Consider the following 26,994-nt stretch of genomic DNA (forward strand, 5'->3'; position numbering starts at 1 on the left):
CGTCCGGCTCAGACCGTCGCCTCCGTGCCCCGCACCCTCCCGATCACGACGTCGACGATGCCGGCGAGGAGCGCCGCGCCGACGAACCCGAGCGCCACGCCGAGTCCGAGCGGCAGCCCGTTCGCGTAGTCACCACGCGAGCTCGCGAGCGCCGAGTAGAAGACGCTGCCGACCGCCGCGATGCCGATCGCCGACCCCACCCGAGCGCCGACCTGGATGAGGCCACCGGCCGACCCGCCCTGTGCGACGGGCACCTCGGACAGTGTCAGCGTCTGGTTCGGGGAGATCGTGAGACCGGAGCCGATGCCCGCCACCAGCAGCGGCAGGACCAGCCACCAGCCGAGGTCCGACCGGTAGTGGTTCGCGACGACCCAGATCACCGCACCGAGGCCGATGAGCACGAGGATCGTCCCGATCACGATGAGCTGACGGCCGAACCGGTGCACGATCCGCCCGCCGATCGTCGACGCGATGCCGGAGCCGATCGCGAACGGCACCGATGACAGTCCCGCCAGCAGCGCCGAGTAGTGCAGTCCCGACTGCAGTGCGAGCGTCAGGACGAAGAACAGCGGGGTGAACCCGGCGAAGTAGAGCGTCGCGAGCCCCACACCGAGCGAGAACGACCGGCGCCGGAAGAGCGCGAGGTCGACCACCGGCTCCTTCGTCCGGCCGTAGTGCCGCTCCCACAGGACGAACAGCGCGGCGAGCACGACGGCGACCACCACGAGCCACCACTTCGTGTTGCCCTTCCACTCCTGCGACTGCACGAACGGCAGCAGCAGGGCGACCACCGCGGCACCGAGGAGTGCGATGCCGACCGGGTCGAAGTCGTGCTTCTTCCCGCGCTCGTGCGCACTGGCCGCGGGGAGGTACCGCATCGCCAGCAGGATCGTGACGAGCCCGAACGGCAGGTTCACGAAGAAGACGAACCGCCAGCCGTTCTCGGTGCCGAACGCGGTGATGAGCAGGCCACCGACGAGCGGGCCGATCGCGGTGGCGATGCCCACGGTCGCACCGAACAGCCCGAACGCGGTGCCACGCTCCTTGCCGCGGAACAGCTGCTGGATGAGGGCGGTGACCTGCGGCGTGAGGAGGCCGCCCGCAAGACCCTGCACCAGGCGGGCGATCACCAGGACGATCCCGTTCGGGGCGAAGCCGCAGAGGGCGCTCGCGAGCGTGAACAGCCCGACGCCGATGACGAACATGCGGCGGCGTCCGGTGGCGTCCCCGAGTCGCCCACCGGGGACGAGCAGCAGACCGAACGACAGCGCGTACCCGGACAGGATCCACTGGACCGCCTCTGGGGTCGCTCCCGGGAGACCAGTCGAGATGGACTGCAGCGCGACGTTGACGATCGACACGTCGAGCAGGACGATGCCGCCGCCGAGGAGGCAGATGACGAGCGCCTTCCAGCGGTTCGGGTCCGGCTGGTCGCCGGAGTCCGCAGGCGTGGCGCGCGGATCGGGCGACCCGCTCGACGGCGCGTCGGAGGTCGCTACGTGGTGCGCGCCGTGGTGTTCGACGCTGGGAGCCGCATCGGGCTCGACGGGTTTGCGGTGTTCGGCTGCCATGACGACCCCACGGTAGGCCCGTCCGCCCCGCCCGTCGTCAGCCGAACGGGATGACGCGTACCCCGATCGCCAAGCGATGCAGTTGCGCTACGGGGCCGCGGGCTGCGGCTGCCGCAATCCCGTGACCAGCAGCGTCACGCTCGTCCGGACGTCGTAGTCCGGGTCCCGCGGGCTCCACGCGACGAGATCACCCACGGCACGGAGCAGCTGGTACGGCGCGATCGACGCGACCACCTCCCCCGAGTCCCGAGCGGCGTCGAGCAGCCGGCCGAGCACCGGTACGAGCTCGTCGATGAACAGGGAGTGCAGCGCGGTGAACCCGTCGGCGTCGCCCTCCCACACCCGCGCCAGGCCGTGCTTCGTCCCGAGGAAGTCGACGAACTGGTGTACCCAGCGGAGGACCGCCACGAACGGCGTCCGCTCCGACGCGAGCAGCGCCGGCCCGGCTTCCACGCAGGCGACGATCTGGTGCCGGTAGACCGCGACGACCAGGTCGGAACGGGTCGGGAAGTGCCGGTAGAGCGTCCCCACGCCGACGCCGGCCGCCGCAGCGACCTCGCGCACGGGAGCGCCGACGCCGGATGCAGCGAACACCCCGCCGGCGGCGTCCAGGATCGCCCGCTCGTTCCGCTCGACATCGCGCCGACGCCGAGGCGCGTCATCCCCGGCCGGCGTCGTGCTCACCACTCGATCATCGCATGCCCGCCTCAGAGAACGGAACATCGCTCCGTTTCCGCTTGTAATCCGGATCAGCGTTCCGTATTGTTCCGGAACGTCGCTCCGTTTCAGCGACCACAGCCTTCGGGAAGGACCGTCATGATCACCGACCAGCACCCCATCGGCACCGGCTTCACGGCCGCGACCACCGCGGACGATGTCCTCGCCGGCATCGACCTCACCGGCCGCGACGTCGTCGTCACCGGCGGCCACGGCCGACTCGGTCACGAGACCAGCCGCGCACTCGCCGCGGCGGGAGCGTCCGTGACCGTCGCCGCACGGGACACCGATCGCGCATCCGCAGCGGTCGCCGACATCCCCGGCGTCCGAGTGGAACAGCTCGACCTCACCGACCCGGCGTCGATCGACGCCTTCGCCGCACGGTGGTCGGCATCCGGCCGCCCGCTCCACGCGCTGGTGAACAACGCCTCGACGCTCTTCACCCCGGACCGCCAGCTCGACGCGCGCGGGAACGAGCGCTCGTTCTCGACGGCGCACCTGGGGCACTTCCAGCTCACGCGGGCACTCCTCCCCGCCCTCCTGGAGGCTCGTGGTGCGCGGGTCCTTACCGTCACGTCCGGCGCGGCTCGGAACGGGGAGATCCGCTGGGACGACCTGGCGTTCGCCAGCGGGTACGACGCAGGCGCCGCCTACGGGCAGGCGAAGCGGGCGAACGTGCTCTTCACGGTCGAACTCGACCGGCGGTACGCCGACCAGGGCATCAGGGCCCTCGCCGCGCACCCCGGCGTGATCATCGGACCCGGCCCGCACGACCCGAGCCGCATCGCCTCCTACCGCCAGCAGGGGCTCGTCGACGAGCACGGCGCGACGATCATCGACCCGTCGAACGGCAAGAAGACGATCGAGCAGGGCGCGGCGACGCTCGTGCTCGGCGCCGCGAGCCCGTTGCTCGACGGCATCGGCGGGGTCTACCTGAAGGACGGCGACGTCGCCGTGATCGACGACGAGGTCCGACCGCTCACCGCCGACAGCATCCCAGCGGACGCCAACTCGGCGATGCTCGACCCCGACGACGCCCGGCGGCTGTGGACGCTCACGGAGCAGCTCCTCGCCTGACTGGCTCGGGATGCTCTGTTTCGTGGCCGTCGGGCCGCCGCCGCGATCGTCGCTCGGCGTTGACGGGGCGCATCGCGCGTGGCTGACCGGGAGTTCGGAACGGGCCGTGACCGATCCGGTTCCCAGAACCCGGGTTTCGGGTACCGGATCGGTCACCGACGAATTCGAACCTGCCACCTCGGCGGCGGGACCCATCTGGAATTGCGGGCACGGCGCGACCCGAGCCCCCTATCGTGGACGGATGGGGGAACGACTCGACGTGTGGGACGACCCCGGCGATGACCTGGCGCTCCGTCCCGCACGAGCACAGCGGGAGCCGGGCGCGGTCGACCTCACCGTGACGATCGCTGCCCTCGCGGTGAGCTACCTCGCCGCGCCGGCCGCGTGGTTCGCCGTGGTCATCAGCCAGATGGCCTTCGACGCCTGCGCGATGCCGTCCCCGGGGTGTGACTACCGCGCCGGCAGCGCCGTGCTCATCTGGCACCCGACCGTGACCGTGCTCGTCCTCGTCCTCGGGACCTGCTGGGCCGTCGTCCGCCGGGTCCGCGGGCGGGCGACGTCACTCGTCGGGCTGGGCACGCTCGCCGGCGTGGTCGTCACGTTCCTCGCGGCCGAGGTCGTGACGCACACCGCGAGTGCGGGCCACCTCTTCTAGGACGACGTCGCGCAGACCCGCGGCAGGGTCGACCAGCACCGCCCGCATCCCGGCAGCACGCGCGCCGGCGATGTCGTGCGCGGGGTTGTCCCCGACGAAGAGACAGTCGGCAGGGTCCACGCCCAACTCGTCGGCCAGCGTCACGAACGCTCGCGAATCGGGCTTCTGGAACCCGATGCGCTCCGACGTGCAGACGACGTCGAACGCGCCGTCGAGGCCGGTCCGCACCAGCTTGTCCCGCTGCTGCTCCTCCGTCCCGTTGGTCAGGACGCCGAGCCGGAACCCGCGAGACCGCAGGTGGTGCAGCAGCGGCAGTGCATCGGGGAACGCCCGCCAGGAGGCCCGGTACGCGCGCACGTAGTCCTCGAACAGCGCGTCCAGCCCGACGTCATCTCCCGGGACGTCGATGCCGAGCGGTGGCAGCACGCTCCGGAGACGCTCCCGTCGCTGCTCCTGGAAGCTGATCTCCCCCGAACGCCACCGCTCGAACTGCTCGTCCTCGGCAGCGAACCACGCGTCGAGTGCCGCCTCGGTGACGTCCAGCCCGAGCCCTCCGAGGAATGCAGACGCGCCGGCACGTGCCGAACCACGGTGGTCGAAGAGCGTCCCGTCCAGGTCGAACCCGACCGCTCGCAGCGTCCCCACCCCCACAGAGTAGGACCCGGATGGCAGAACGTTGCGCGGGAGCCTCGATACCGAGCGCGACGCCGCAGAATGCGCACGAATCCACCGGAGATGGGCAACTTTCCGTCCGCCGCTTTTCCCTAGGCTCAGAAAAAGCACGTTCCACGCCGCACCGCAGCGGCCGACCCGATGACGGGAGGTTCGACATGTCGCAATTCGTCCAGAGGTTCACGCAGGACGCCATCGTCGGTGAGCCCGAGGTCGTCGAGGACCGCCTGGACGTGCGCGAGGTCGCAGCACTCCCCGCGTGGCACCGCCTCAAGGACGCCGTCGTGTCGTTCCGATCCCTGCAGACGCAGGACGGCTCGATACCCGATCCGTCGGATCACCGGACCGCGTCCGGGTACCTGGCCACGATCCTCCCGGCCGTCGCCGAACTGGCACCGCATTTTCCGCACGATGCGGCGTACCTCGCTGCATTGCAGCGCGACTTCTCGCGGTGGGAAGAGGAGGGATTCGGTGTCCCGGACTTCCTGGACTCCCTGAACGCGTTCCAGCCGCAGCAGCACCGGGTGGACGGACTCGGCCACCTCGTCGTGTTCCCGATGGTGACGCAGAACGGCAGTTCCTCGCGGCTCGTCGAAGCCGTCCTGGTCGAGGTCATCTGGCCCGAGTTCATCGCGGAGCTGGAAGCCGGCGACTACGAGAACGCACTGTTCGTCGCACTCCGCTTCGTCGATTTCACCCCCGGCTACGACACGAACTCCGCGGTGCTGTTCCCCGAGACCGTCGCGATGCGGGAAATCCCGGCGTTCACGTGGGGCGCGATCTTCCAGGACCGCGAAGCCGCGCGCTACCGGCGGGTCGTCCGCGCCGCAGCGGACATCACCAAACTCGAGCTGCCCGCTGAAGCAGCCGCGATGCTCGACGACCAGGAGCTCACGGAGCGCGTCTTCGTGATGTGGGACATCATCCACGACCGTTCCCACATGCGCGGCGATCTGCCGTTCGACCCGTTCATGATCAAGCAGCGGATGCCGTTCTTCCTCTACTCGCTCGAAGAACTCCGGTGTGATCTGACCGCATTCCGTGAATCGGTGCGGCTGGATCGGGAACTGTCCGCGCGCCCAGAACTCAGCAGTGCAGAACTCGCAATCCGCGACCATGCGCGGCTCGTGCAGTACGCCGTCGTCTTCGACCGCATCTTCCGGTTCGCGATCACCGGCAGCCGCGTCCGGAACTACGACGGACTCGGCGGCCAGCTGCTCTTCGCGTGGATGCACCAGCACGACGTCCTGCACTGGACGGACACGCAGCTCACGATCGACTGGGACGAGGTGCCGGACGTCATCATCGCGCTCAGCGACCAGATCAACGACCTGTACTGGCGCTCGATCGACCGGCCGAAGTCGGCGCACTGGCTCGCCGCTTACGAGATGCTGACCCGGACGCTCACGCCGCACCCGGCCTCCCGCTGGGCGCAGGGGCTGCCCGCCGAGACGCTCGCCGGACCGCCGAAGGGCTACACCGACGCGGTGCTCGACGACGAGTTCCCGCTGTCGATGTTCTACGAGGCGCTCAACAAGAAGATGGCCGCGGTCATCGCGTCGACGGCCGGCATCACCGGCGCTTCGTCCGTCGCACCCGCCGACGTCGCGGACGCCGCGTGAGCGCTGGGCCCATGGCCGGCCGCGTGGTGCTGATCGCGGGAGCGACCAGCGCCAGCGGCGCGGCCGTCGCGCGCGCACTCACCTCCGCCGGCGCGGCCGTCGTCGCCGTCGGCACGAGATCCGACGCACTGGAGGCACTGCGCACGTCCGTCCCGGGCGTCACCACCCACACGTGCGACCTCTCGGACCACGGTGCGGTCGTCTCGTTGGCCGCCGCGATCCACGACTCCGTCGGTCCGGTCGACGGCCTGGTCCACCTCGTCGGCGGCTGGCGCGGTGGTGATGGCCTCGCGGGCCAGTCCGACGAGGACTGGGACTTCTTCGACCGGGGCTTCCGGACCCTGCGGAACACGACCAGGGTGTTCGACGACGACCTCGTCGCGTCGCCGGTCGGTCGGCTCGCGATCGTGTCGTCCACCGCGGTCGACTCCCCCACCGCCGGCGGCGCGAACTACGCCGCCGCCAAGGCCGCGGCCGACGCCTGGGTCCGTGCCGTGGCCCAGGGCTTCGGGAAGCGCGCGCCGCAGGCCGCAGCCGCGATCTTCGTCGTCCGTGCGCTCGACGGACTCGAGGAACGACTCGGCGACGAGGTCGTCCGGCTCTGGTCTGCCGCGCCCGCCGACGTGAACGGCGCTCGACTCCCCATCTCCCCGTCGGCCCAGCCCCCTGCCGCCCAGCTCCCTGCCGCCCCGCTCCCTAGGATGAACCAGTGACCCTCCAACTCCACGACCTGGACCTGCGGGGCTTCGCCTCCGACAACTACGCCGGCGTCCACCCCGAGATCCTCGACGCGATCGCCGCGGCCAACCAGGGCCACCAGATCGCCTACGGCGAGGACGTCTACACGGCGCGACTCAACGACGTCATCCGGCAGCACTTCGGGGCGCAGGCAGAGGCGTTCCCGGTGTTCAACGGCACCGGTGCGAACGTCGTCGGGCTGCAGTCGATGCTGCCGCGGTGGGGCGCCGTCGTGTGCACCTCGACCGCCCACATCCACACCGACGAGGCCGGAGCGCCGGAACGGGTCGGCGGCATGAAGCTCCTCACCGTCGATGCACCAGACGGCAAGCTCACGCCCGAGCTGATCGACCGCGAGGCATGGGGCTGGGGCGACGAACACCGTGCCCAGCCGCTCGTCGTCTCGATCACCCAGACCACCGAACTCGGCACCGCGTACACCGTCGAGGAGATCCGGGCGATCGCGGACCACATCCACCCGCTCGGCATGACGCTGCACATGGACGGCGCCCGCATCTCCAACGCCGCCGCGACCCTCGGGCTCCCCCTCCGCGACTTCACCACCGACGCCGGCGTCGACGTGCTGAGCTTCGGCGGCACCAAGAACGGGATGCTCTACGGCGAGGCGATCGTCGTGCTGAACCCCGCCGCGTCCGAGGGGCTGCAGTACCTCCGCAAGATGAACATGCAGCTCTCGTCGAAGATGCGGTTCGTGTCGGCGCAGCTCATCGCGCTCCTCAGCGACGACCTGTACCTCCGCTCGGCCTCGCATGCGAACGCCATGGCGCAGCGGCTCCGTGGCGCACTCGAGGCCGGGATCGCCGACGGCAGCATCCAGGGCGTCGGGTTCAGCCAGGAGACGCAGGCGAACGGGGTGTTCGCGACGCTGCCGGCAGGCGTGGCCGATCGGCTGCGCGAGCACTTCCGGTTCTACGACTGGGACGCCAGCCGGAACGAGGTGCGGTGGATGTGCTCGTTCGACACCTCGGAGCAGGACATCGACGCCTTCGTGGCGGCCCTCACGCGGGAGCTCGGCTGACTGCGTCGCCGATCAGTCCTGCGCCGTGGGTCGGATGATGACCTCGCCGACATCGACACCCGCCGGCTGGGCGATCGCGTAGGCGACGGCGGCCGCCACGGCGTCGGCGGGCATGGCGATCTCGGCCATCCGGGCAGCGAGCGCGGCGCGCTGCTCGGCGTCGTCCGTCTTCGTGACACCCTCGGTGGCGGTGAAGCCCGGCGAGACGACCGTGACCCGGAGGTCGGGGCCGGCCTCTTGTCGCAGCGCTTCACTGAGGACCCGCACGGCGGTCTTGGTCGCCGCGTACACACCCTGCGCCGGCACGATGCGGTGCGCCGATGTCGAGGCCGTGTGCACGAAGTGCCCGAACCCCTGCTCGCGGAACACCGGCAGCGCTGCGGCGATCCCGTTGAGGACCCCGACCAGGTTGACGTCGACCATCTGCTGCCAGCCGTCGACGTCGAGGGCGTCGAACGGGGAGACCGCCATGCTGCCGGCGTTCTGGTGGAGCACGTCGAGGCGACCGAATCGGGACCGGGCCGACGCGACCAACGCGTGCAGCGCCTCCCGGCTGCGGACGTCGGTCTCGACCGCGACGGCTTCGCCGCCGGCCGCGGTGATCTGCTCGACGACGGACGCGAGCCGGTCGACGCGTCGGGCACCGAGCACGACCTTCGCGCCCGAGGCGGCGAGGCGGAGCGCTGTCGCCTCGCCGATGCCGCTCGACGCTCCGGTGACGGCGACGACCTTGCCCTGGATTCCCTCCATGGTCTTCCCTTCGCTAGAGTGAAGCGGACGCTTGTCCGCTTCATCGAGGGAGGCTACCGGACACATGTCCGCTTCGCAATCGGTCCGCCGCGCCGACGCTGAACGCAACCGCGCGCGACTCGTCGACGTCGCCCGGGAAGCACTGCGCGTCGAACCGGCGACGACCATGCAATCGGTGGCACGACTCGCCGGCGTCGGTCAGGGAACCATCTACCGCCATTTCCCCAGCCGGGAGGCCCTGCTCGCCGAGGTCTACCGCGGGGACTTCCAGGGACTGGTCGCGTCCGCACGCGACGCGGCAGGATCGCCCGACCAGCGGACGGCACTCCGGTCCTGGCTCGACGAGCTCGCCGCCTTCGGGTACCAGAAGCACGCCCTGGCCGACGTCCTGGACGCGGCCACCCGTCAGCAGCTGCACGACGAGCAGTACGACGAGATCGTCGACGCGATCGCCAGCCTGCTCGACGCCGGAGTGCGCGCCGACGTCCTCCGTCCGGACGTGTCACCACCCGACCTGCTCGCACTCGTCGCGTTCCTCTGGCAGCTCGGGCCGTCGGCCGCCGGCCGGGCACCGCACCTGCTCGACCTCGTCGTGGACGGACTGCGCGCCAGCCGCACCGCAACGTAGAATCCCGTGTGACCTCCGAGCACCCCGAGCCCAGCGGCATCCTCCCCGAGGACCTCCACGCCACCCTCCGGGTCCTCGAGCAGCTGCCGTCGATCGACGAACGGCACCCCGACTTCGTGCGGGTTCGTCAGGCCACGGCGAAGATGTTCAAGGCCGTGAAGCGGGCCCACCGGCTCGAGAAGCGCGCGGTCATCGCGGAGGCCGACCGCCTGGTCATCGCCGCGACCGCGACCGGCGCCGCCGACCGCATCGACGACGAGACCCGCGGCATCCCGATCGGCACCTCGACCAGTGCCTCGACCGCCGGCACCCTCCTGAAGTCCCGCCCGTGCTACATGTGCAAGCAGCACTACACGGTGGTCGACGCGTTCTACCACCAGCTCTGCCCCTCGTGCGCTGCGATGAGCCACGCCAAGCGGGACGCCCGGACCGACCTGACGGGCAAGCGCGCGCTGCTCACGGGCGGACGCGCGAAGATCGGCATGTACATCGCGCTCCGACTCCTTCGCGACGGAGCCCACACCACCATCACGACACGGTTCCCCCGTGATGCGGTGCGCCGGTTCTCGAGCCTCCCCGACTCCGCCGAGTGGATCTCGCGCCTCAAGGTCGTCGGCATCGACCTGCGCGACCCGGCCCAGGTCATCGGCCTCGCCGAGGACGTCGCCGCCGCTGGGCCCCTCGACATCCTGATCAACAACGCCACCCAGACCGTGCGCCGGTCGACCGGCGCGTACCAGCCCCTCGTCGAGGCCGAACTCGCGCCACTCCCCGACGGGCCGCTGCCCGAGCTCGTGACGTTCGGGCACACGAACGACCAGCACCCGCAGGCACTCGCCCGCTCCGTCACGGCGCACCCGATCCTCGCGGCCGCTGCTGCCCGCGCCGATGAACTCACCGAGCAGGCCATGGCCCCTGGCTCGAGCTCGCTCGAACGGCTCGCGATGGGGACCGCGATCGACGCTGGCGGTCTCGTCCCGGACCTGCACGACGTGAACTCCTGGACGCAGCACGTCAACGAGGTCGACCCGCTCGAGATGCTCGAGGTCCAGCTGGCCAACACCACCGCGCCGTTCATCCTGATCTCGAAGCTCCGCCCGTCCATGGTGGCGAGCGAGGCACGCCGGACGTACGTCGTCAACGTCAGCGCCATGGAGGGGGTGTTCGGCCGCGCCTACAAGGGGCCCGGGCACCCGCACACGAACATGGCGAAGGCCGCCGTCAACATGCTGACGCGCACGAGTGCCCAGGAGATGTTCGAGACCGACGGCATCCTGATGACGAGCGTCGACACGGGGTGGATCACCGACGAGCGACCGCACCCCACGAAGGTCCGTCTGGCGGAAGAGGGCTTCCATGCTCCGCTCGACCTGGTCGACGGGGCTGCCCGTGTCTACGACCCGATCGTTCGCGGCGAGGCAGGCGACGACGTGTTCGGCGTCTTCTTGAAGGACTACGCACCCAGCTCTTGGTGAGGCGCTGGCACACGGCGCGCACGGCCGCCTGCCCTCGGTCGTGACGTCGACGCCGCTCGACTGCACACGACTTACCAAGACCACAGCCGTGGCTCATGGGCGGCCGATGACGGTCGCTGACGATCGTCGTCATGACCACCCACGCACCCGACGTCACCGCGCCGCACCCACCGTCGGCGAGGGCCGCAGCCAGCGCTGCCCGACCCACGGTCAGCGATCGACTGCGACGACTGGTCCGCGGCCGGGGTGATGCCGCCCGGTGGGAGCGTCCGGCGTTGCTCGGGCTGCTGCTGGCGACGGGTGTGCTCTACGTCGTGAACCTCGGCGTGAACGGCTGGGCGAACGCCTTCTACTCCGCGGCGGTGCAAGCCGGAAGCCAGAGCTGGGAGGCGTTCTTCTACGGATCGTCCGACGCCGCGAACGCCATCACTGTGGACAAGCCGCCCGCCTTCCTCTGGGTGATCGGGATCTCGGTCCGACTCTTCGGGCTGAACTCGTGGGCGATCCTGCTGCCCCAGGCGCTGATGGGGGTCGCGTCGGTGGCCATCCTGTACCGGATCGTGCGTCGCCGGTTCTCGGCCGGTGCGGCACTCGTCGCCGGCGCGGTGCTCGCCACCACACCGGTCGCGACACTGATGTTCCGCTACGACAACCCGGACGCGCTGCTCGTCCTGCTCACGGTCGGAGCGATCGCCCTGGCCCTGCGCGGCATCGAGTCCGGGCGGATGCGCTGGGTCGTGTGGGCCGGCGTGCTCGTCGGACTCGGCTTCCTGACGAAGCAGCTGCAGGCGTTCCTCGTGCTGCCACCCCTGGTCGGCGTGTACCTCGTCGCGTCGCCCCGTCCGGTGCTCCGCCGGCTCGGGCACCTCGCGGCCGCTGCCGTAGCGCTCGTGGTGTCCGCCGGATGGTGGGTCGCGATCGTCGAGCTCGTCCCGGCTTCGGCCCGCCCGTACATCGGCGGGTCACAGACGAACAGCTTCCTGGAGCTGACCTTCGGCTACAACGGCCTCGGTCGGGTCACCGGCGACGAGACCGGCAGCGTCGTCCCCGGAGGAACCACCGGTGCGGGCTCCTGGGGCTCGACCGGCCTGACGCGGCTGTTCGGCTCGGAGTTCGGCACCCAGGTCACGTGGCTCCTGCCGACCGCGCTGCTGGTGCTCGTCGTGTCGCTCGTCGCCGTCGGCGCCCGGCGCCGCAGCGACCCACGCCAGGCGACCGTGCTGGTGCTCGGCGGTTCGCTGCTCGTCACCGGAGCGGTCTTCAGCTTCATGGGCGGGATCTTCCACCCGTACTACACCGTCGCTCTCGCCCCCTACATCGCCGGCCTGGTGGGCATCGGTGCAGGACTCTTGTGGCAGCGCCGGGCGGTGCTCGCCTGGCGGATCGCGACGTCCGTGATCGTGGCCGTCTCCGGGGCCTGGTCCTTCGCGCTGCTGACCCAGGCGTCGTCGTGGCAGCCGTGGATCCGCTGGGTGGTGTTGGCCGCGACGGCGGGCGGGGCGGTGCTGGTCCTGGTGCCCCCGCGAGGCCGGCGTGTGGCGTCGGCCACGATCGCGGTGGTGCTCGTCGCGGCACTGCTCGGGCCGACGGCGTTCTCGGTGCAGACCACCACGGTGGGTCATACCGGCGCACTTCCCTCCGCCGGCCCGACCGTGACGTCGGCGGGTCCAGGGGGCGGCATCGGTGGGCCCGGGGGTGCCGGCGGCGGGCAGGGTGGCGCCGGCGGCGGGCAGCCCGGGCAGCAGCAGGCACCCGGTGGTCAGGCACCCGGTGGTCAGGCACCCGGTGGTCAGGCACCCGGTGGTCAGGCTCCCGGCCAGCTCCAGGGTGATGGCACCGCTGCGGGTGCCGGTGGTGGCACGAACCTGCTCGGTGGTTCGACGGAGGTGTCCGAGAAGGTCGTGGCGGCGCTCTCCGCCGACGCCGACGACTACACCTGGGCGGCCGCGACCGTCGGCTCGAACAGCGCCGCCACCTACCAGCTCGCGACGGGTGACCCGGTGATGGCGATCGGCGGGTACAACGGCACCGATCCTTCGCCGACGCTGTCGGAGTTCACGACCTTGGTCACCGAAGGGAGAGTGCACTGGTTCATCGGCAGCTCCACGAACACCAGCGGCAGCAGCGGGAGCGATGCCGCCACGAAGATCGCGGCGTGGGTCGCCGCGAACTTCGACGCGCAGACCGTCGGTGGCGTCACGATGTACGACCTGACCAGCGGTGCTTGACCCGGCGACGGCCGGACAGGAGGCACGGTGTCAGCCCGCACCGCGCCTCCCGTCCGATCAGTGCACGGAACCTTCGGCCGCCTGCGTGCGTCGGCGTCGCGATCCTCGCCACAGGCCCAGCGCGCCGAGCGCCAGCAAGACGAGCGCCGTGGCGCTCGCCCCGGCGAGGTCGGCACCCGTGAACGCGAGGTCTCCCGTTCCCGCACCGTCGCCACCCGGAACCGAGCCACCGGAGCCGCCGGAGCCACCGTTGCCGTCGGCGAACGGGACGACGGAGACCGAGACGCTGGTCGACACGTTCCCGGCCGAGTCCGTGACCGTGACCAACAGGTTGTCCGCATCGACGGGAACGGTCGTCGTGCAGCTCCACTGCCCGGGGGCGACGACCTGCACCGTGCAGAGCTCGGTGCCGTCCGGCAGGGTGATCCGCACCGTCGAGCCCGGGTCCGCGGTGCCGGAGCAGGTGACGGTCCCGTTCGGGTTCTGCGCACACACCACGTTCTCTGCCGGCGCTGGAGCAGTCGTGTCGACCACGACGCTGACCGCTCTCCCCGCGAACTCCGACCCGTCAGCCGAGATCACGACCGGGGTGATCGTGCTCGATCCCTCCGGCAGCGGCTCACTGGGCGTGCACGACCAGCGGCCGTCGGGGCCCACGGTCGTCTCGCACACGGTGTTCCCGGCCGAGTCCCGCAGCTGCACCGTGTCACCCACGGTCCCGGTCCCCGCGAACGTCGGGGTGCTGTCGTTCGACTCGGCGCCGTCGGCGGGGCTGGTGATCGTCGCGGGCGACGGCGTCGTGACCGCTGACGACTCGTTGCCGGCCTGGTCGACCTCGACGACGGACAGCGGGAAGACCGCGACCGGGTCCGTCGTGGTGCACGACCATTCGAGCGAGTCCGGCACGGTGACGCGGCAGACCTCGTTGCCGTCGCCGTCGCGGACCACGACCTCGTTGCCGGCTTCGGCTCCGGTGCCGCCACAGGACACGGTGCCGTCGGGGTTCACCGCGCAGACGACGTCGGTCGGCGCGGTCGGCGGGGTGACGTCGACGGTGACGGTCACCGCGGTGCCTGCCGTCTCGTTGCCCGCAGCGTCGATCGCGACCGGCGTCACCGTCGTGTCGCCCTCACCGAACGCCGTCGTCGGCGTGCACGTCCACGCCCCACCCGGCGGAACCACCACCGAGCACAACACCGTCCCGTCATCAGCACGCAACTCGACCCGGTCACCCTCGTCACCCGTCCCGGAGAACGCCGGCGTGGAGTCACCCACCGACTCCCCATCAACCGGGGCCGTCACCACCGGCGCGGTCGGCGGCACCGTGTCCACCGTCACCGTGAGCGACTCGCCTGCCGTCTCGTTGCCCGCAGCATCGACCGTCACCGGCGTGATCGTGTTCGCTCCCTCGGGAAGCGCATCCGTCGGCGTGCACGTCCACGCCCCACCCGGCGGGATCACCACCGAACACAACACCGTGCCGTCATCAGCACGCAGCTCGACCGTGTCGCCCTCGTCACCCGTGCCAGAGAACGTCGGCGTGGTGTCGCCCACCGACTCCCCATCAGCCGGGGCCGTCACGACCGGTGCCGTCGGCGGGGTGACGTCGACGGTGATGGTCAGCGCGGTGCCTGCCGTCTCGTTGCCGGCAGCGTCGACCGTCACCGGCGTGATCGTGTTCGCTCCCTCGGGAAGCGCATCCGTCGGCGTGCACGTCCACGCACCACCCGGCGGAACCACCACCGAGCACAACACCGTCCCGTCATCAGCACGCAGCTCAACGGTGTCGCCCTCGTCACCCGTCCCGGAGAACGTCGGCGTGGTGTCACCCACCGAATCCCCATCAGCCGGGGCCGTCACGACCGGTGCCGTCGGCGGGACCGTGTCCACCGTCACCGTGAGCGACTCGCCTGCCGTCTCGTTGCCCGCAGCATCGACCGTCACCGGCGTGATCGTGTTCGCTCCCTCGGGAAGCGCATCCGTCGGCGTGCACGTCCACGCACCACCCGGCGGAACCACCACCGAGCACAACACCGTCCCATCATCCGCACGCAACTCGACCCGGTCACCCTCGTCACCCGTCCCAGAGAACGTCGGCGTGGAGTCACCCACCGAATCCCCATCAGCCGGGGCCGTCACGACCGGTGCCGTCGGCGGGGTGACATCGACGGTGATGGTCACCGCGGTGCCTGCCGTCTCGTTGCCCGCCGCGTCGATCGCGACCGGCGTCACCGTCGTGTCGCCCTCACCGAACGCCGTCGTCGGCGTGCACGTCCACGCGCCACCCGGCGGGACCACCACCGAGCACAACACCGTCCCGTCATCAGCACGCAGCTCGACGGTGTCACCCTCGTCACCCGTCCCGGAGAACGTCGGCGTGGTGTCACCCACGGCGTCCCCGTCAGCCGGCGCCGTGATGGTGGGCTCTGTGGGCGGGACCGCGTCGACCGTCGCCGTCACGGCAGCGGACACCGGGTACCGCTGGAGCGTGTTCGTCGGGTCGTCGGTCTGCTGTGCACTGAAGGTGACGCTGCCGTTCGCGAGTGGAGCGTCCGGGGTGCACGACCACGCTCCGCTGGACTCTGCCGTCGCCGTGCAGACCAGGGTCGAACCGTTGAACACCCGAACGGTGTTGCCCCCGACCGCTGTCCCGGAGATCGTTGCGGTCGGCGCGATCGTCGTCCCGGACAATGGCGTCTCGATGACCGGCGCCGGTGCGGTCCACTGCAACGTGATCGTCCCGGCGGTAGCCCGCGCTGCGCCGCCACCGGACGTCAGCACACCGCCCGTGACCGTCGTGCCCAGATACCCGGACCCGCCACCACCACCGCCGTCGTTGTTGTTGCCGCTGATCGCCGGTTGCGCGCCGCCACCACCGCCACCGAACCATCCCGCACCGCCGCCACCGCCGGCATCGGTTCCATCTGCGCCCGCGCCGCCAGCGTACTGAGCACCGGTGGTGGCTCCGGAGAAGCCTGCAGCGCCGCCAGCGGTCTGGGTACCGCCGCGGCCACCGCGGTTGTCGGAGACCGATGCACCATCGGCACCGACGGTCCCGCCACCGGTGCCGCCTGAGTTGACGCTCCCGCCGGCGCCGGACGCACCACCACCACCACCGGCCACGAGCACGGGGGCCGAGGCGAAGGACGCGCCAGACCAGATCGCGCTGAGTCCACCACCCGCGCCACCGCTCCCACGAGATCCGTTGCCGCCGGCGCCACCACCGCCGTACACACCGGCGCCGCCCGGACCGGCAGCGCCGACCCCGCCGACCGTGAGCACCAGGTCATCGCCGCCGGTGACGGCGAACGTGCCCGCTGCCAGTCCGCCGACACCGCCGAGGTTCTCGTTGTTCGAGGACCTGCCGCCGCCCGCGCCCGACACGGACGCCGTGATCGCGGTGACCCCGGTCGGCACGGTGAAGGTCTGGTCTCCCCCTGAGAACGTGTACTGGACGCAGTTCGTCGCTTCGCCCGTCGGCGCACACGCCGCCGTCGCCGCGGCGAGCGCGGGAGCCCCGCCGAGCAACGGCACGGACAGCACCGGGACGACAGCGAGCAGTGTCCCCAGGAGCAACCGGCCTGTCGATCGGGCTGGACGGACGACGAGACGGACACGTGCGGACGGATTGTTCCTTGGCACAGACGGCTCCCTGATCGAGCTCGCAGCCGGATCCCCTTCGCCTGCGAATCATGCACAGCGAACCACCTGGTTGAGCCGCGGTCAAGAGATTGATTGCGTCTTGCCGTCGCCTCCCGTTCCTGACCGCTACGAGCCGGTTAACGTCTCTTCGTCCGCCGCGACGTGCTTCTGCACCGCGAATTGGGTCCGGTGCAGTTCCTCGTACCGGCCGCCGGCAGCCAGCAGTTCCTCGTGCGTGCCGCGCTCCACGATCGATCCGTCCTCGACCACGAGGATCAGGTCCGCGCTCCGAATCGTGGACAGGCGGTGTGCGATGACCATCGCCGTCCGTCCGTCGAGCGCCTCGCTGAGCGCCGCCTGCACCGCGGCCTCGGACGTCGAGTCGAGCGCTGCCGTCGCCTCGTCGAGGATGACGACACGCGGCTGCGCGAGCAACAGCCTCGCGATGGTCATCCGCTGGCGCTCACCGCCCGACAGCCGGTAGCCGCGCTCCCCCACCATCGTGTCGAGCTGGTCGGGCAGGGACCGGATGAGCGGCTCGAGCCGGGCACGGCGGACGGCGTCCCAGACCTCGTCGTCGGATGCCTCCGGGCGGGCGAGGCGCAGGTTGGAGCGGATGGTCTCGTGGAACAGGTGGCCGTCCTGCGTCACCATGCCGAGCGAGTGCCGCATCGACGCGAAGGTGACGTCGCGGACGTCCTTCCCGGCCAGCCGCACCGCCCCGCTGTCGACGTCGTACAGCCGCGACAGGAGCTGCGCGATCGTGGACTTGCCGGCGCCGGAGGTCCCGACGAGCGCGACGGTCTGCCCTGGCTCGATGCGGAAGGAGACACCATGCAGGACCTCTTCGCCACCGCGGGTGTCCAGCGTCGACACCTCTTCGAGTGAGGCGAGCGACACCTTGTCCGCCGACGGGTACGCGAAGCGGACGTCGTCGAACTCGACCGACACCGGGCCGTCCGGGACGGTGCCCGCGCCGAGCTTCTCCTGGATGAGCGGTTCGAGGTCCAGCACTTCGAAGACCCGCTCGAAGCTGACCACAGCGCTCATGATCTCCACCCGCGCATTCGCCAGGCTGGTCAGCGGGGCGTAGAGGCGGGTGAGCAGCAGGGCGAGCGTCACCACGTCACCGGTGTTCAGCTGCCCACCGAGTGCGAGGGAACCGCCGACCCCGTAGACGAGCGCGAGCGCGAGCGCGGAGACGAGCGTGAGCGCGGTGACGAAGACGAACTGCAGCAGGGCGCTCCGGACGCCGATGTCGCGGACGCGGGCGGCGCGCACCCGGAACTCCTCGGCCTCTTCGTCGGGACGACCGAACAGCTTGACGAGGGTGGCGCCTGGCGCTGAGAACCGCTCGGTCATCTGCGTGCTCATCGCTGCGTTGTGATCAGCGGCCTCGCGGCGGAGCGCAGCAAGCCGGCTGCCCATCCGGCGTGCTGGGATGAGGAAGATCGGGAGCATGACCACCGCGAGCACGGTCACGAGCCACGACGTGCTGAGCATGACGGCGAGGGTGAGGATCAGCGCCACGATGTTCGTGACCACGCCGGACAGCGTGCCGCTGAAGGCCTGCTGCGCGCCGATCACGTCGTTGTTGAGACGGCTGACGAGCGCGCCCGTCCGTGTACGGGTGAAGAAGGCGATCGGCATCTTCTGCACGTGGTTGAAGACGGCGGTGCGGAGGTCGAGGATCACACCCTCGCCGATCCGTGCCGAGTACCAGCGGGTCACGAGCGACGCGGCGGCGTCGGCGACCGCGACCAGGGCGATGACGACGGCGAGCCCGACGATCGTGCCGACTGCCCCCTTGGCAGCGATGACGTCGACGACCTGGCCTGCGAGCACCGGCGTCGCGACTGCCAGGAACGCCCCGACGACGGACAGCAGGATGAAGACCACCAACTTGGCCCGGTACGGCACGGCGAACGTCATGATCCGTCGGACGGACTCACGGGAGATGCCGTGCTTGCCGTCCCTGGCGGTCGAGATCTTGTACAGCGAGCTCCAGGCCGCGCCTTCCATGCTCATGGCTGTTCCTTCCGTGGGCTCCGGACCGAGGGGAGTTGGCTCGGCGCCCGAGTGGCAAGGATACGGGCGGCCAGCGACAATCCTGCGACCGGGCCCCGCAACGGACGGGGCCCGGCGTTTCGTGCGCTCGATAGCATTCCGTCGTGGCACAAGTCGTCGTCTTCGCCCTCCGCGCGTCCCTCGACGCACACCGTGCCGCTCTCTCGGACGCGATCCACGGCGCGATCATGCAGGCGCTCGACTACCCGCCAGAGAAGCGGTTCCAGCGGTTCATCGGCCTTGACCCCGCCGACTTCGTCCATCCGGAAGACCGGGGTCCTCACTACACGATCATCGAGATCTCGATGTTCGAGGGCAGGAGCGAGGCAGCGAAGCGAACCCTCATCAGCGAGCTCTTCGCTCGAATCGAATCCGCTGTCGGCATCTCGTCGCACAGTGTCGAGATCACGATCACCGAGACCCCGAAGGTGAACTGGGGCATCCGGGGCCGGAACGCCGCAGACCTCGCGCTCGACTACACCGTCGAGGTCTGAGCCCGAATCGCGCGGTCCTACGCTGTCGACATGGTGGGATCCCGGAACGAGGCAATGACGAGTCGGCTACGCCGAGCGGTGCTTCCGGCTGTGGTCGTCGTCGCCGGCGCAGTCTTCGCGGTCGGGATGTTCAGCCTCGGGAAAATCCGGTACAGCTACGTCAGCTAGCGCGCTAACGAGCGTGTCAACGGAATGGGGTGGGCTCAGTAGAAGGGCTCCCCCAAGCGTCCCGATAGCCGATCTTGCTAATGAGACAGCTTCGTGCCCTCGCGAGGCGCTGAGGCGGAGATGACTTGCTTGCTCCATGTTCGGATCGCGGTGGCTTGTTCATCGGTGAGTTGGCTGGTGAAGAGCCCCGACACATTCTCTTCGTGGACACGGAGCGCTTCTCGGAGGGTGAGTCGCCCGTCCGCGCTCAGCATCACCGCTGTCCGGCGTCCGGGCGCGCCATCTTCAACTCGTGCGACTAGACCACGATGTTCCATCCGTGTAAGTAGATGCGCGATCCGGCTCTTCTCCCAACGGAGCTCCGTCGCAAGCTCAACGACTCGAAGTGCTTGCTGAGGGGCGTTCCCCAAAGTGCGAAGAACGCTGAATTCAGCCTTCGACACACCAGTCGCAGACCGCAAGCGCGCGTCGACCTGCTCAGTGATGGCCCGATGCGCTTCCACCCAGGCATGCCACAAGGCCCAGTCGTCAGCGGAGAGGGCAGGCGTGCTCATGAAGCCATGGTAGAGGACAAGAGTTGACGCATCAACTTCGATCGCCCTACAGTTGACGCATCAACTTTGGAAGGTGGGTCTCATGGCTCTTCGCATCGGCATCATCCTTGGCAGCACTCGTCCCGGGCGTCGCGGGGATCGCCTAGCTCGCTGGGTGCTCGACGCTGCGCGACGTCATGGCGGTGCTGAGTTCGAATTGGTCGATCTGGCCGACCACGCGCTCGGCAACCTCGACGAGCCCGGTAACCCGACGTTGGCGCAGTACACACACGACCACACTCGCGTCTGGTCAGAAGTCATCCGAAGCTTCGACGGCTTCGTCTTCGTCGTCCCGGAGTACAACCACTCGTTTCCTGGCGCGCTGAAGAACGCGATCGATTACATCTACCAGGAGTGGAACGACAAGGCAGCCGGCATCATCAGCTACGGCGGGTGGGCAGCGGGGGTCCGTGCCGCGGAAGCGCTTCGGCTCGTCCTTGCCGAGGTGCAGGTCGCGACGGTCCGATCCCAACCTGCCGTCAACACGCACTCGGGCTTTGAAACCGACGAGTACGTCCCATCGGCTGGTATCGAGTCGCTCGTGAACACGATGCTTGACCAGCTTCTGTCCTGGACCAGCGCGCTCCTCACGGTCCGAACGCGCAGGGCAGCTGCCGCCGACTAGGACCCGACCGGGCACGGATCCGTCAGCGGATGCTGACGCCCTCCGACTCGGCGGCGACGATATGTGCTGCTGCGTCCATGAGCGTCATCGCGGCCACGGGCCCGTCTGCACGATGAACGAGCACGGCTCTCATCCCGACCCCGCGAGCTCCGGCAACGTCCGCGACTGGATTGTCGCCAACCATCCAGCTGTCTCGTGCCGCACCGACGAGACGGAGCGCGGTCTCGAACATGACGGGGTTCGGTTTCTCAACTCCAAGCGACGCGCTCGTGATCGTCCGTACTACGAGCGAACCAAAGCCCAGGGCATCCACCAGCCCGGGCAGCTCCGGCGCATGGTTGCTCAGCACCACGTTGGGTAGCCCTGTGCGCGCCACCGCCGTAAGTGCCTCCCGTGCGCCGGGCAGCGTCCGCCACGCGGTCGGTTCGTAGTAGAGCCCCGGAAGCTTGACCATCGCCTGTCGCGCAATCGCTGGGCTGACGCCGGCACCGAGGCATGCGTCAACGAGCACCGGGGACGCGGCACGCCACCAGTCGGACGCGTGACGGTGCAGGCCCATGCCGTCCGATCCCCATTGCGGGAATCCCCCGCTCAGCCCGATCGCCAGGGCGTCGGGGTCCACCGCGTGAGTCGGATCAGCAGCCAGCACAGCCGCGCGGAGGATGGTCGACCAACTCCCCTCGCGCACAGCCAGTGTGCCGTCGAAGTCCCAGAACACCGTCCGCACGCCACCCACGTCACGACCCTAGGTGCGATGCCCGCTCCTACTGAGCGGATACGACCTCACGACCCTAGATGCGATGCCCGCTCCTACTGAGCGGATACGACCAAATCGACCGCCAAACCCGGACCGATAGCCGATCCGCTGCCGTTCGCGCCGCGCAGGCTCGGCCTGCCCCCACGTTGCTGTTCTCGGGCATCACCCAGTCTCGCCACAAGGATGACCGACCCGGCGACTGCGGCGGCGAGGAGTGGCAGCCATGATGCGCAGCCGACCGGAGGTCGGGTTCATGATTGCCTAGTTGAGGCTCCTTCCCACACATCCGGTCGATTGACCCCTGGACCGCGGCGGCTTCCCCGGTAGCCTCGTCGGGTGGACCTCGTCACCGTCCAGAAGCGCAAGCGCCCCGTCGGCGTCCACTCTTGGCGCGGGTACGTCGTCGCCGAGGACGACTGGGGAACGTGGGTGGCGTCGCCCGCGGGCAGTCGGTTTGTCGGTGACGACGGCCACGGGACCATCGGGGTCACCCAGGTCGCGATGTTCGAGCACGAACGCGGACACCACAGCGTCGTCCTGCTCCCCCGTGACCGGTGGTGGGTTGCCCACTGGATCGACGACTCCGACATCCTCGTGCACGTCGACATCTCCACACCCGCCGTATGGGAGCACGACGTGATCGCGTACGACGACCTCGAACTCGATCCGGTGCTCCGCCGGGACGGCAGGGTCGAGGTGGAAGACGAGGACGAATTCGAGGAGGCGTGCGCGACAGGTCTCGTCACACCGCTCGAACGCGACGCAGCGGAGACGGCGCGGGACGACGTGCACACGCTGTTGCTGCAGGGCGACCTGGTAGCGCTCGGACGCCGACGCCTCCGAGAGTCTGTCGCCCTCGGCCTGCCTCCCTGCTGACCGATCCGCGGAAGATTGAGATCCGCGGATGCTGTTGGCGCCCACGGGTCGAAGAAATGCCTCGCGAGCAAAGTCGGCAACCACCATGCAGGTGCTTGGCTCTCGTTGTCCGATAGCCGATCGCCTTCCGGGACAGTGCTGGCTAGTCCCGCAGGTAGCCGGTCGATGGGTCTATCTCCAGCAGAAATTCGCGGATCTGCGGGATGAGGTCCGTGTCTGTGAGGTGGGCTGCTAGCAGCGCCGAGCGTTCCGGAACGCTGCCGGCGCCGGCGAGCGTTCCCCCGAACCCGTAGCCAGGATTCGGGCCGGTCAGCCAGGTCAGCTGATACGACGGGCCATCGATCGTCAAACGGAAGGTCTCCCCATCGACAACGATTCGCCGGCTCGGTTTTGCGCTGCTCTTCGCCATCGTGGATGTCCTTCCCTCGGATGGAAGGGTACGGCTAGGCGAGCCTTCATACGAGGGTTCGGGCTCTCCGAGCCGTCCGGTAGCCGGTCGGCTTCCGGGCAGCCCGAGAGATCCTCTGGCGCAGCCCCTCGAGGAGGTGTGTCGATGGTCACCGAACAAGAAGCAGAACAGATGAAACGAGGATTCGTCGGTGGCGGGGTCATCATCGCCGGTGCGATGGCGCTGGCAGCGCTGGTCGCCATGGTGATGGGGCAGGCTTGGGCTCTCTGGCCCTTCATCACACTGCTGATCATCGAAATCGTGTTCGTCGTGGCGATCATTCGACGTAGACGATCCAACGGCGGTCAGTCTGACCGGTAGGGGATCGGTGAGCGAGACGGCGGCGCGGCCCCTCAGTATTCGAGCGCTGGCCACTCCGACAGACGGGAGAAGCGAGGACGCAGCGGTGCGGGCTCATCATCGTCCATCACTCGGACCTCCGTGAGCACCGTGACCTCGCTCGTGCCGTACCAGCGGTGCGCGATGCCGCCCCTTCGTCGATGACCACCGTCACGCGGTCCGCCGGATCGCGCTCGTGCTCGCAGGTCACAAGCAGCCAGTGCCCGCGGATCCGTTGCACCAGGATCGGCACGAAGCTCGCGGGTGAACCCCACATCGGCAGGAGCTCCGGGGTGAGCAGCCGAACCGGAGGAGCTACCGTGCCGCTGCGGGCGAAGCCGACTTCCACCGGCCCGTCGATCGAGTGGAGGACACCATCCGCGTACTGATCGCGGTGACGATCGCCTTGCCGGTCGCACCTCCAGCTCTCGTCGCGCTCGTCGACGACGAGCTGGAACTGCCGCGCCTGCGCCGATCCGCCCCGCCTCATGGTCACCCCGCGAGCGAGTCGTCGAGCAGGGCGCCGAAGCGCGGCGACCTCCGCCAAGAGGTCCGGGGTGTCGGTTGCGGCCAGAAGGGTGTCGAAACGCACGACCTCGATCTTGCGGCAACGGGCACTGACGCGGCGAGAACAGGGTCTCGACAGCCGGTCGTTCACCGGACGTCTGAAGCCGGTCGGCAAGAGGCCATCAGGTGAGGAGATCGACCGCTACGCGAAGACGTTCGAGGTACTCCTCGCGTGTGGCGACCTGATGGATCAGCCCGACCGAGACGCTGTTCAGGGTCTGCGCGACCGACGCACCGTTCGTCATCTCGCGGCAGACAGCGGCCTCCACGAAGTCGGCAAACCGGCTTGGCGCTGCCCGGGCAACGTCGTCGAGCAAGAACGGGTTGTCCGCGATGACTGTCGGCACGTCACGCACCATCGGACCGACGTACCTCCCCGCCCAGCGATCGAAGGCGGCCACGAGCCGATCCTGGAACGGCATCGTGTCGTCCGCGAGGGTCGCTTCGACGGCGGCGAGATCTGACGACAGCACGTGCGACACGGCCTCGCGGAACAAGGCTTCTTTCGACTCGAACAGGAAGTACAGGCCCGGTCGCGAGATCCGTGCCGCCCTCGCGATCGCTTCCATCGACGCGCCTCGGTAGCCCACGCGAGCGAATGTCTCCAGCGCGGACTCCAGCACCGAACGTCGGCGGCTGTCTTCGATGTGAGGAGTGGAAGCAGGCACGCCACAACCCTACTCGCGTCTGTACTTACTTTACAGATCATGTCTACTGCGTATAGTGACGGCATGACCTCCCCGTTGATCACCACCCGGTTCGCCGCGAGCAGCACCGCGGCCGACGTCATCAAGGGGCTCGACCTCCTTGGGGTCCGAGCTATCGTCACCGGGGCGTCCTCCGGCCTTGGGGTCGAGACTGCGCGTGCGCTCGCAGCCGCCGGTGCCTCCGTGACGCTCGCAGTGCGAAACCCCGCCGCCGGCGCGAACATCGCGGCCATGATCGAGGCATCGACGATGCGCCGTCCGGTCGTCGCCCGGCTCGACCTGGCCGACGTCGGCTCCATCACGGCCTTCGTCAACGCATGGGACAAGCCGCTGCACCTGTTGGTGAACAACGCCGGACTCGTCACGGCGGGCCTCGAGCGCACCATGGCCGGCCGCGAGCTCCAGTTCGCCACGAACCACCTCGGACACCACGCACTCGCGTCCGGTTTGCACCAGGCCCTCGCAGCAGGCGCCATGGAGCGTGGCGAAGCCCGCGTCGTGGCACTCAGCTCGACCGCGCACATGCGCGCGGGGATCGACTTCGACGACCTCGACTTCGACCACCGCCCCTACAACCCCCAGACTGCATACGCGCAGTCAAAGACCGCGAACTCCCTCTTCGCAGTCGAAGCCACGCGAAAGTGGGCAGATGACGGCATCACTGCCAACGCCGTCAATCCCGGCGGGATCGTCACCGGACTGCAACGCAACTTCTCCGAGCAGCAGAGAGCGTCCCTCAACGCAGCCGAAGCAGCAGGCGTGTTCACCTACAAGACCATCGAACAGGGCGCCGCGACGACGATGGTCGCCGCGGTCTCGGATGAGTTCGCCCATACGGGCGGCCACTACCTCGACGACTGCCGAGAGGCATACACGGTGCCCGACGACGCAGCGATGGCGGACCATCCGCACGGCGTGAAGGCGTGGGCACTCGACCCCGCACTCGCGCAGCGGCTCTGGACCGTCTCGGACGAGCTCCTCAGCAGCTGAAGCGACCCAGCCAGCAGCGTCCCGACGGAGAATCGGTCACCGAGACGGCGGCTCAGGGGAGCGTTCGCTTCCACCCTGGTGCAGGACCGCCCGCTCCTCGGACTCGGTGAGACCTGACCGACGAGGCCGGGAGACGCCACGGGACCGTTCGTCATCGAGCACATCGGCGAGGGTCTCGTCCAGTGGCCGAGCGACTCCGCCCGTCTCCTGGAACGCGCGAGCCGACCGCTGGGCGAACGCCGCGTCCGAGTGCGGGAGCCACAGTGGCAGCGAACGAGGACCCGCCCAGTAGCGGACGTCCTGGGCGAGCAGTGCGTCGTCGTCGACTTCCACGAGGTCATCGTCGAAGCCCGCGATGTCGGCCGCGCTGCGGAAGAAGTCGCGCATCGGATGCGCCTCCCCGACGGCGTTGACGACACCCGTGTGGCGCGCTCGTCCCGCCTGACCGATCCAGGCGGCGAGGTCGTCGACGTCGATCACCTGAACGAACCGACCGGAGGCCGTCGGCACCAGGGACGGACCGCTCCTGCTGAACCGCGCTGGTCAGTACCCGAACCGGTCACTGGGATCGCCTGGGCCGACGATGAGACCGGGCCGTCCGATCAGGAGACGGGAACCGAGACGGGCCGCACTGCTTCGTTCCGCTGCGACCTTCGCATCCGCGTACTCCGTCAGGTTGGTCGGCTCCACGAGCAGTGCTGATTCGTCAGCATCCGGCTCGTCGTTCCGGGCGTACACGAACACGGAGGACACCAGGGTCCAGTGGGCCGCGCGATGCGCGAGTGCGTCGAGAGCGGGCTCGACGAGATCAACGTCGTACGAGAGCTCGATGACCTCGTCCCAGTCGCCACCCAACGCCTCGTACGCGCCTGGTCCTCGACGATCCACGCGGATCAGTTCGGCTCCGTCGGGCACACCGCCCGACTCACCGCGAGCGAGGCAGGTGACATCGGCTCCTGCCTCGAGGAGGTCGCGGACGATCGCGCGACCGAGCCACCCTGTTCCGGCCAGCACCGGCGCACGCATACGCGGAGTCAATCGTGCTGGGCGTCGCTTCGTCCGCCAGTCCGCGATGAGCAAAAACTGATCGCTGGGTCAGTCGTCGGCGCGAAGTAGTCGACGGCGGCGTCGTCGTCGGACGGCGAGGACCATCGCGAGCAACGCGCCACCGCTGACGGCGAGCAGGACCCCGCCGACCACGGCACCGGCGGCCGCGTTCCCCCGTTGGTCGTCACTGAAGGACAGCCCGACAGCCCCGAGGAGCAGCCCGAGTCCCACGAACAGGGCGACGGAGCAACCGGCCGCGACCCAGTGCCCGCGGGTCGCCCGAGCGGCCGTCTGCCCACGGCCCCTCCACGCGGCGCCGACGCTCGATCCGTACCCGGCGAGCACGGCCATGGCGACGGGGAACACCTCGCTGAGGGCGATGAGTGCTGCCGCGCTCACGAGGAAGCCCACGAGCCACGGGACCCACCAACGGGCCCCGACTGCGCGTTCCGTGCGGTCGTCCGGAGCTGGTTCCATGCTCGGAACCTACATCGCGGTAGCG

27 protein-coding genes are annotated in these 26,994 nt (G+C 69.5%); 13 read left to right on the forward strand and 14 right to left on the reverse strand.

Features of this window, described 5'->3' with window-relative positions; translation table 11 throughout:
- Nucleotides 1–8: 8 nt before the first annotated feature.
- On the reverse strand, nucleotides 9–1,571 hold the full coding sequence (locus ACIPJ2_RS17305) for an MFS transporter (protein ID WP_402729862.1): 1,563 nt from the start codon (nucleotides 1,569–1,571) through the stop codon (nucleotides 9–11).
- Nucleotides 1,572–1,658: 87 nt separating this feature from the next.
- A complete protein-coding gene (locus ACIPJ2_RS17310; protein WP_402729863.1) occupies nucleotides 1,659–2,255 on the reverse strand; it encodes a TetR/AcrR family transcriptional regulator in 597 nt (198 codons plus the stop codon).
- A 132-nt stretch (nucleotides 2,256–2,387) separates the two neighbouring features.
- Between ACIPJ2_RS17310 and ACIPJ2_RS17315 the strand changes: the two genes are divergently transcribed.
- Both ACIPJ2_RS17315 and ACIPJ2_RS17320 read left to right on the forward strand, forming a co-directional pair.
- Entirely contained in the window at nucleotides 2,388–3,365 is a 978-nt protein-coding gene (locus tag ACIPJ2_RS17315) for an SDR family NAD(P)-dependent oxidoreductase (protein ID WP_402729864.1), read from the forward strand.
- Between the two features lie 241 nt (nucleotides 3,366–3,606).
- Nucleotides 3,607–4,020, forward strand: a complete 414-nt coding sequence (locus ACIPJ2_RS17320) for a hypothetical protein (protein ID WP_402729865.1) — start codon at nucleotides 3,607–3,609, stop codon at nucleotides 4,018–4,020.
- Here ACIPJ2_RS17320 and ACIPJ2_RS17325 read toward each other — a convergent pair.
- A complete protein-coding gene (locus tag ACIPJ2_RS17325) occupies nucleotides 3,925–4,665 on the reverse strand; it encodes an HAD family hydrolase (RefSeq protein ID WP_402729866.1) in 741 nt (246 codons plus the stop codon). The two genes, ACIPJ2_RS17320 and ACIPJ2_RS17325, sit on opposite strands and share 96 nt — an antisense overlap.
- A gap of 185 nt (nucleotides 4,666–4,850) precedes the next feature.
- Here ACIPJ2_RS17325 and ACIPJ2_RS17330 point away from each other — a divergent pair, with 185 nt between their 5' ends.
- From ACIPJ2_RS17330 to ACIPJ2_RS17340, 3 genes are read left to right on the forward strand one after another with little or no spacing between them, the layout of a single operon-like run.
- Nucleotides 4,851–6,314, forward strand: a complete 1,464-nt coding sequence (locus ACIPJ2_RS17330) for a DUF6421 family protein (RefSeq protein ID WP_402729867.1) — start codon at nucleotides 4,851–4,853, stop codon at nucleotides 6,312–6,314.
- Nucleotides 6,315–6,325: 11 nt separating this feature from the next.
- Nucleotides 6,326–7,027 (forward strand): SDR family NAD(P)-dependent oxidoreductase, encoded by a 702-nt coding sequence (locus ACIPJ2_RS17335; protein ID WP_402729964.1) that lies wholly within the window; start codon nucleotides 6,326–6,328, stop codon nucleotides 7,025–7,027.
- Nucleotides 7,024–8,091, forward strand: a complete 1,068-nt coding sequence (locus ACIPJ2_RS17340; protein ID WP_402729868.1) for a threonine aldolase family protein — start codon at nucleotides 7,024–7,026, stop codon at nucleotides 8,089–8,091. The genes ACIPJ2_RS17335 and ACIPJ2_RS17340 overlap by 4 nt, the downstream gene beginning before the upstream one ends.
- A gap of 12 nt (nucleotides 8,092–8,103) precedes the next feature.
- On the opposite strand, the gene ACIPJ2_RS17345 is transcribed toward ACIPJ2_RS17340, so the two are convergent.
- Nucleotides 8,104–8,841, reverse strand: coding sequence for an SDR family oxidoreductase (locus ACIPJ2_RS17345; RefSeq protein ID WP_402729869.1), 738 nt, complete (start codon nucleotides 8,839–8,841; stop codon nucleotides 8,104–8,106).
- Between the two features lie 64 nt (nucleotides 8,842–8,905).
- Here ACIPJ2_RS17345 and ACIPJ2_RS17350 point away from each other — a divergent pair, with 64 nt between their 5' ends.
- From ACIPJ2_RS17350 to ACIPJ2_RS17360, 3 genes are all read left to right on the forward strand, one after another.
- Nucleotides 8,906–9,469 (forward strand): TetR/AcrR family transcriptional regulator, encoded by a 564-nt coding sequence (locus ACIPJ2_RS17350; RefSeq protein WP_402729870.1) that lies wholly within the window; start codon nucleotides 8,906–8,908, stop codon nucleotides 9,467–9,469.
- A gap of 8 nt (nucleotides 9,470–9,477) precedes the next feature.
- Nucleotides 9,478–10,944, forward strand: a complete 1,467-nt coding sequence (locus ACIPJ2_RS17355; protein ID WP_402729871.1) for an SDR family NAD(P)-dependent oxidoreductase — start codon at nucleotides 9,478–9,480, stop codon at nucleotides 10,942–10,944.
- Nucleotides 10,945–11,075: 131 nt separating this feature from the next.
- On the forward strand, nucleotides 11,076–13,172 hold the full coding sequence (locus ACIPJ2_RS17360; RefSeq protein WP_402729872.1) for a glycosyltransferase family 39 protein: 2,097 nt from the start codon (nucleotides 11,076–11,078) through the stop codon (nucleotides 13,170–13,172).
- Between the two features lie 57 nt (nucleotides 13,173–13,229).
- Here ACIPJ2_RS17360 and ACIPJ2_RS17365 read toward each other — a convergent pair whose 3' ends face one another.
- Both ACIPJ2_RS17365 and ACIPJ2_RS17370 read right to left on the reverse strand, forming a co-directional pair.
- Nucleotides 13,230–16,748, reverse strand: coding sequence for an Ig-like domain-containing protein (locus tag ACIPJ2_RS17365; protein ID WP_402729873.1), 3,519 nt, complete (start codon nucleotides 16,746–16,748; stop codon nucleotides 13,230–13,232).
- Nucleotides 16,749–16,940: 192 nt separating this feature from the next.
- Nucleotides 16,941–18,842, reverse strand: a complete 1,902-nt coding sequence (locus tag ACIPJ2_RS17370) for an ABC transporter ATP-binding protein (protein WP_402729874.1) — start codon at nucleotides 18,840–18,842, stop codon at nucleotides 16,941–16,943.
- A 143-nt stretch (nucleotides 18,843–18,985) separates the two neighbouring features.
- Here ACIPJ2_RS17370 and ACIPJ2_RS17375 point away from each other — a divergent pair, with 143 nt between their 5' ends.
- Nucleotides 18,986–19,375, forward strand: a complete 390-nt coding sequence (locus ACIPJ2_RS17375; RefSeq protein ID WP_402729875.1) for a tautomerase family protein — start codon at nucleotides 18,986–18,988, stop codon at nucleotides 19,373–19,375.
- 245 nt (nucleotides 19,376–19,620) lie between these two features.
- Here ACIPJ2_RS17375 and ACIPJ2_RS17380 read toward each other — a convergent pair whose 3' ends face one another.
- The gene (locus ACIPJ2_RS17380; protein ID WP_402729876.1) at nucleotides 19,621–20,097 is read right to left on the reverse strand and encodes a MarR family winged helix-turn-helix transcriptional regulator; all 477 of its coding nucleotides are present in this window, start codon (nucleotides 20,095–20,097) and stop codon (nucleotides 19,621–19,623) included.
- A gap of 82 nt (nucleotides 20,098–20,179) precedes the next feature.
- Between ACIPJ2_RS17380 and ACIPJ2_RS17385 the strand changes: the two genes are divergently transcribed.
- Nucleotides 20,180–20,761 carry an NADPH-dependent FMN reductase gene (locus ACIPJ2_RS17385; protein ID WP_402729877.1) on the forward strand — a complete coding sequence of 194 codons (582 nt, stop codon included), beginning with the start codon at nucleotides 20,180–20,182 and terminating at the stop codon, nucleotides 20,759–20,761.
- A 22-nt stretch (nucleotides 20,762–20,783) separates the two neighbouring features.
- Here ACIPJ2_RS17385 and ACIPJ2_RS17390 read toward each other — a convergent pair whose 3' ends face one another.
- Complete coding sequence (locus ACIPJ2_RS17390) at nucleotides 20,784–21,497, reverse strand: HAD family hydrolase (protein WP_402729878.1); 714 nt, start codon at nucleotides 21,495–21,497, stop codon at nucleotides 20,784–20,786.
- A gap of 357 nt (nucleotides 21,498–21,854) precedes the next feature.
- On the opposite strand from ACIPJ2_RS17390, the gene ACIPJ2_RS17395 reads away from it, so the two are divergent.
- Nucleotides 21,855–22,394, forward strand: coding sequence for a DUF402 domain-containing protein (locus ACIPJ2_RS17395; RefSeq protein WP_402729879.1), 540 nt, complete (start codon nucleotides 21,855–21,857; stop codon nucleotides 22,392–22,394).
- Nucleotides 22,395–22,536: 142 nt separating this feature from the next.
- Here the strand turns inward: ACIPJ2_RS17395 and ACIPJ2_RS17400 are convergent, their stop codons facing one another.
- Complete coding sequence (locus tag ACIPJ2_RS17400; RefSeq protein ID WP_402729880.1) at nucleotides 22,537–22,803, reverse strand: hypothetical protein; 267 nt, start codon at nucleotides 22,801–22,803, stop codon at nucleotides 22,537–22,539.
- Nucleotides 22,804–22,947: 144 nt separating this feature from the next.
- Between ACIPJ2_RS17400 and ACIPJ2_RS17405 the strand changes: the two genes are divergently transcribed.
- Nucleotides 22,948–23,163, forward strand: coding sequence for a hypothetical protein (locus ACIPJ2_RS17405; protein WP_402729881.1), 216 nt, complete (start codon nucleotides 22,948–22,950; stop codon nucleotides 23,161–23,163).
- Nucleotides 23,164–23,269: 106 nt separating this feature from the next.
- Here the strand turns inward: ACIPJ2_RS17405 and ACIPJ2_RS17410 are convergent, their stop codons facing one another.
- Together ACIPJ2_RS17410 and ACIPJ2_RS17415 are read right to left on the reverse strand one after the other, a co-directional pair.
- Entirely contained in the window at nucleotides 23,270–23,839 is a 570-nt protein-coding gene (locus tag ACIPJ2_RS17410; RefSeq protein ID WP_402729882.1) for a hypothetical protein, read from the reverse strand.
- A 31-nt stretch (nucleotides 23,840–23,870) separates the two neighbouring features.
- Nucleotides 23,871–24,416: a TetR/AcrR family transcriptional regulator gene (locus ACIPJ2_RS17415; RefSeq protein ID WP_402729883.1), complete on the reverse strand. Its 546-nt coding sequence runs from the start codon at nucleotides 24,414–24,416 to the stop codon at nucleotides 23,871–23,873.
- 63 nt (nucleotides 24,417–24,479) lie between these two features.
- On the opposite strand from ACIPJ2_RS17415, the gene ACIPJ2_RS17420 reads away from it, so the two are divergent.
- Entirely contained in the window at nucleotides 24,480–25,445 is a 966-nt protein-coding gene (locus tag ACIPJ2_RS17420; RefSeq protein ID WP_402729884.1) for an SDR family NAD(P)-dependent oxidoreductase, read from the forward strand.
- Between the two features lie 36 nt (nucleotides 25,446–25,481).
- Here the strand turns inward: ACIPJ2_RS17420 and ACIPJ2_RS17425 are convergent, their stop codons facing one another.
- From ACIPJ2_RS17425 to ACIPJ2_RS17435, 3 genes are all read right to left on the reverse strand, one after another.
- On the reverse strand, nucleotides 25,482–25,925 hold the full coding sequence (locus tag ACIPJ2_RS17425; RefSeq protein ID WP_402729885.1) for a hypothetical protein: 444 nt from the start codon (nucleotides 25,923–25,925) through the stop codon (nucleotides 25,482–25,484).
- A 63-nt stretch (nucleotides 25,926–25,988) separates the two neighbouring features.
- On the reverse strand, nucleotides 25,989–26,471 hold the full coding sequence (locus ACIPJ2_RS17430) for an NAD-dependent epimerase/dehydratase family protein (RefSeq protein WP_402729886.1): 483 nt from the start codon (nucleotides 26,469–26,471) through the stop codon (nucleotides 25,989–25,991).
- A 69-nt stretch (nucleotides 26,472–26,540) separates the two neighbouring features.
- Entirely contained in the window at nucleotides 26,541–26,969 is a 429-nt protein-coding gene (locus ACIPJ2_RS17435; RefSeq protein WP_402729887.1) for a hypothetical protein, read from the reverse strand.
- Nucleotides 26,970–26,994: the final 25 nt, after the last annotated feature.

This window comes from Curtobacterium sp. NPDC090217 (assembly GCF_044746705.1).
Lineage (GTDB): Bacteria > Actinomycetota > Actinomycetes > Actinomycetales > Microbacteriaceae > Curtobacterium.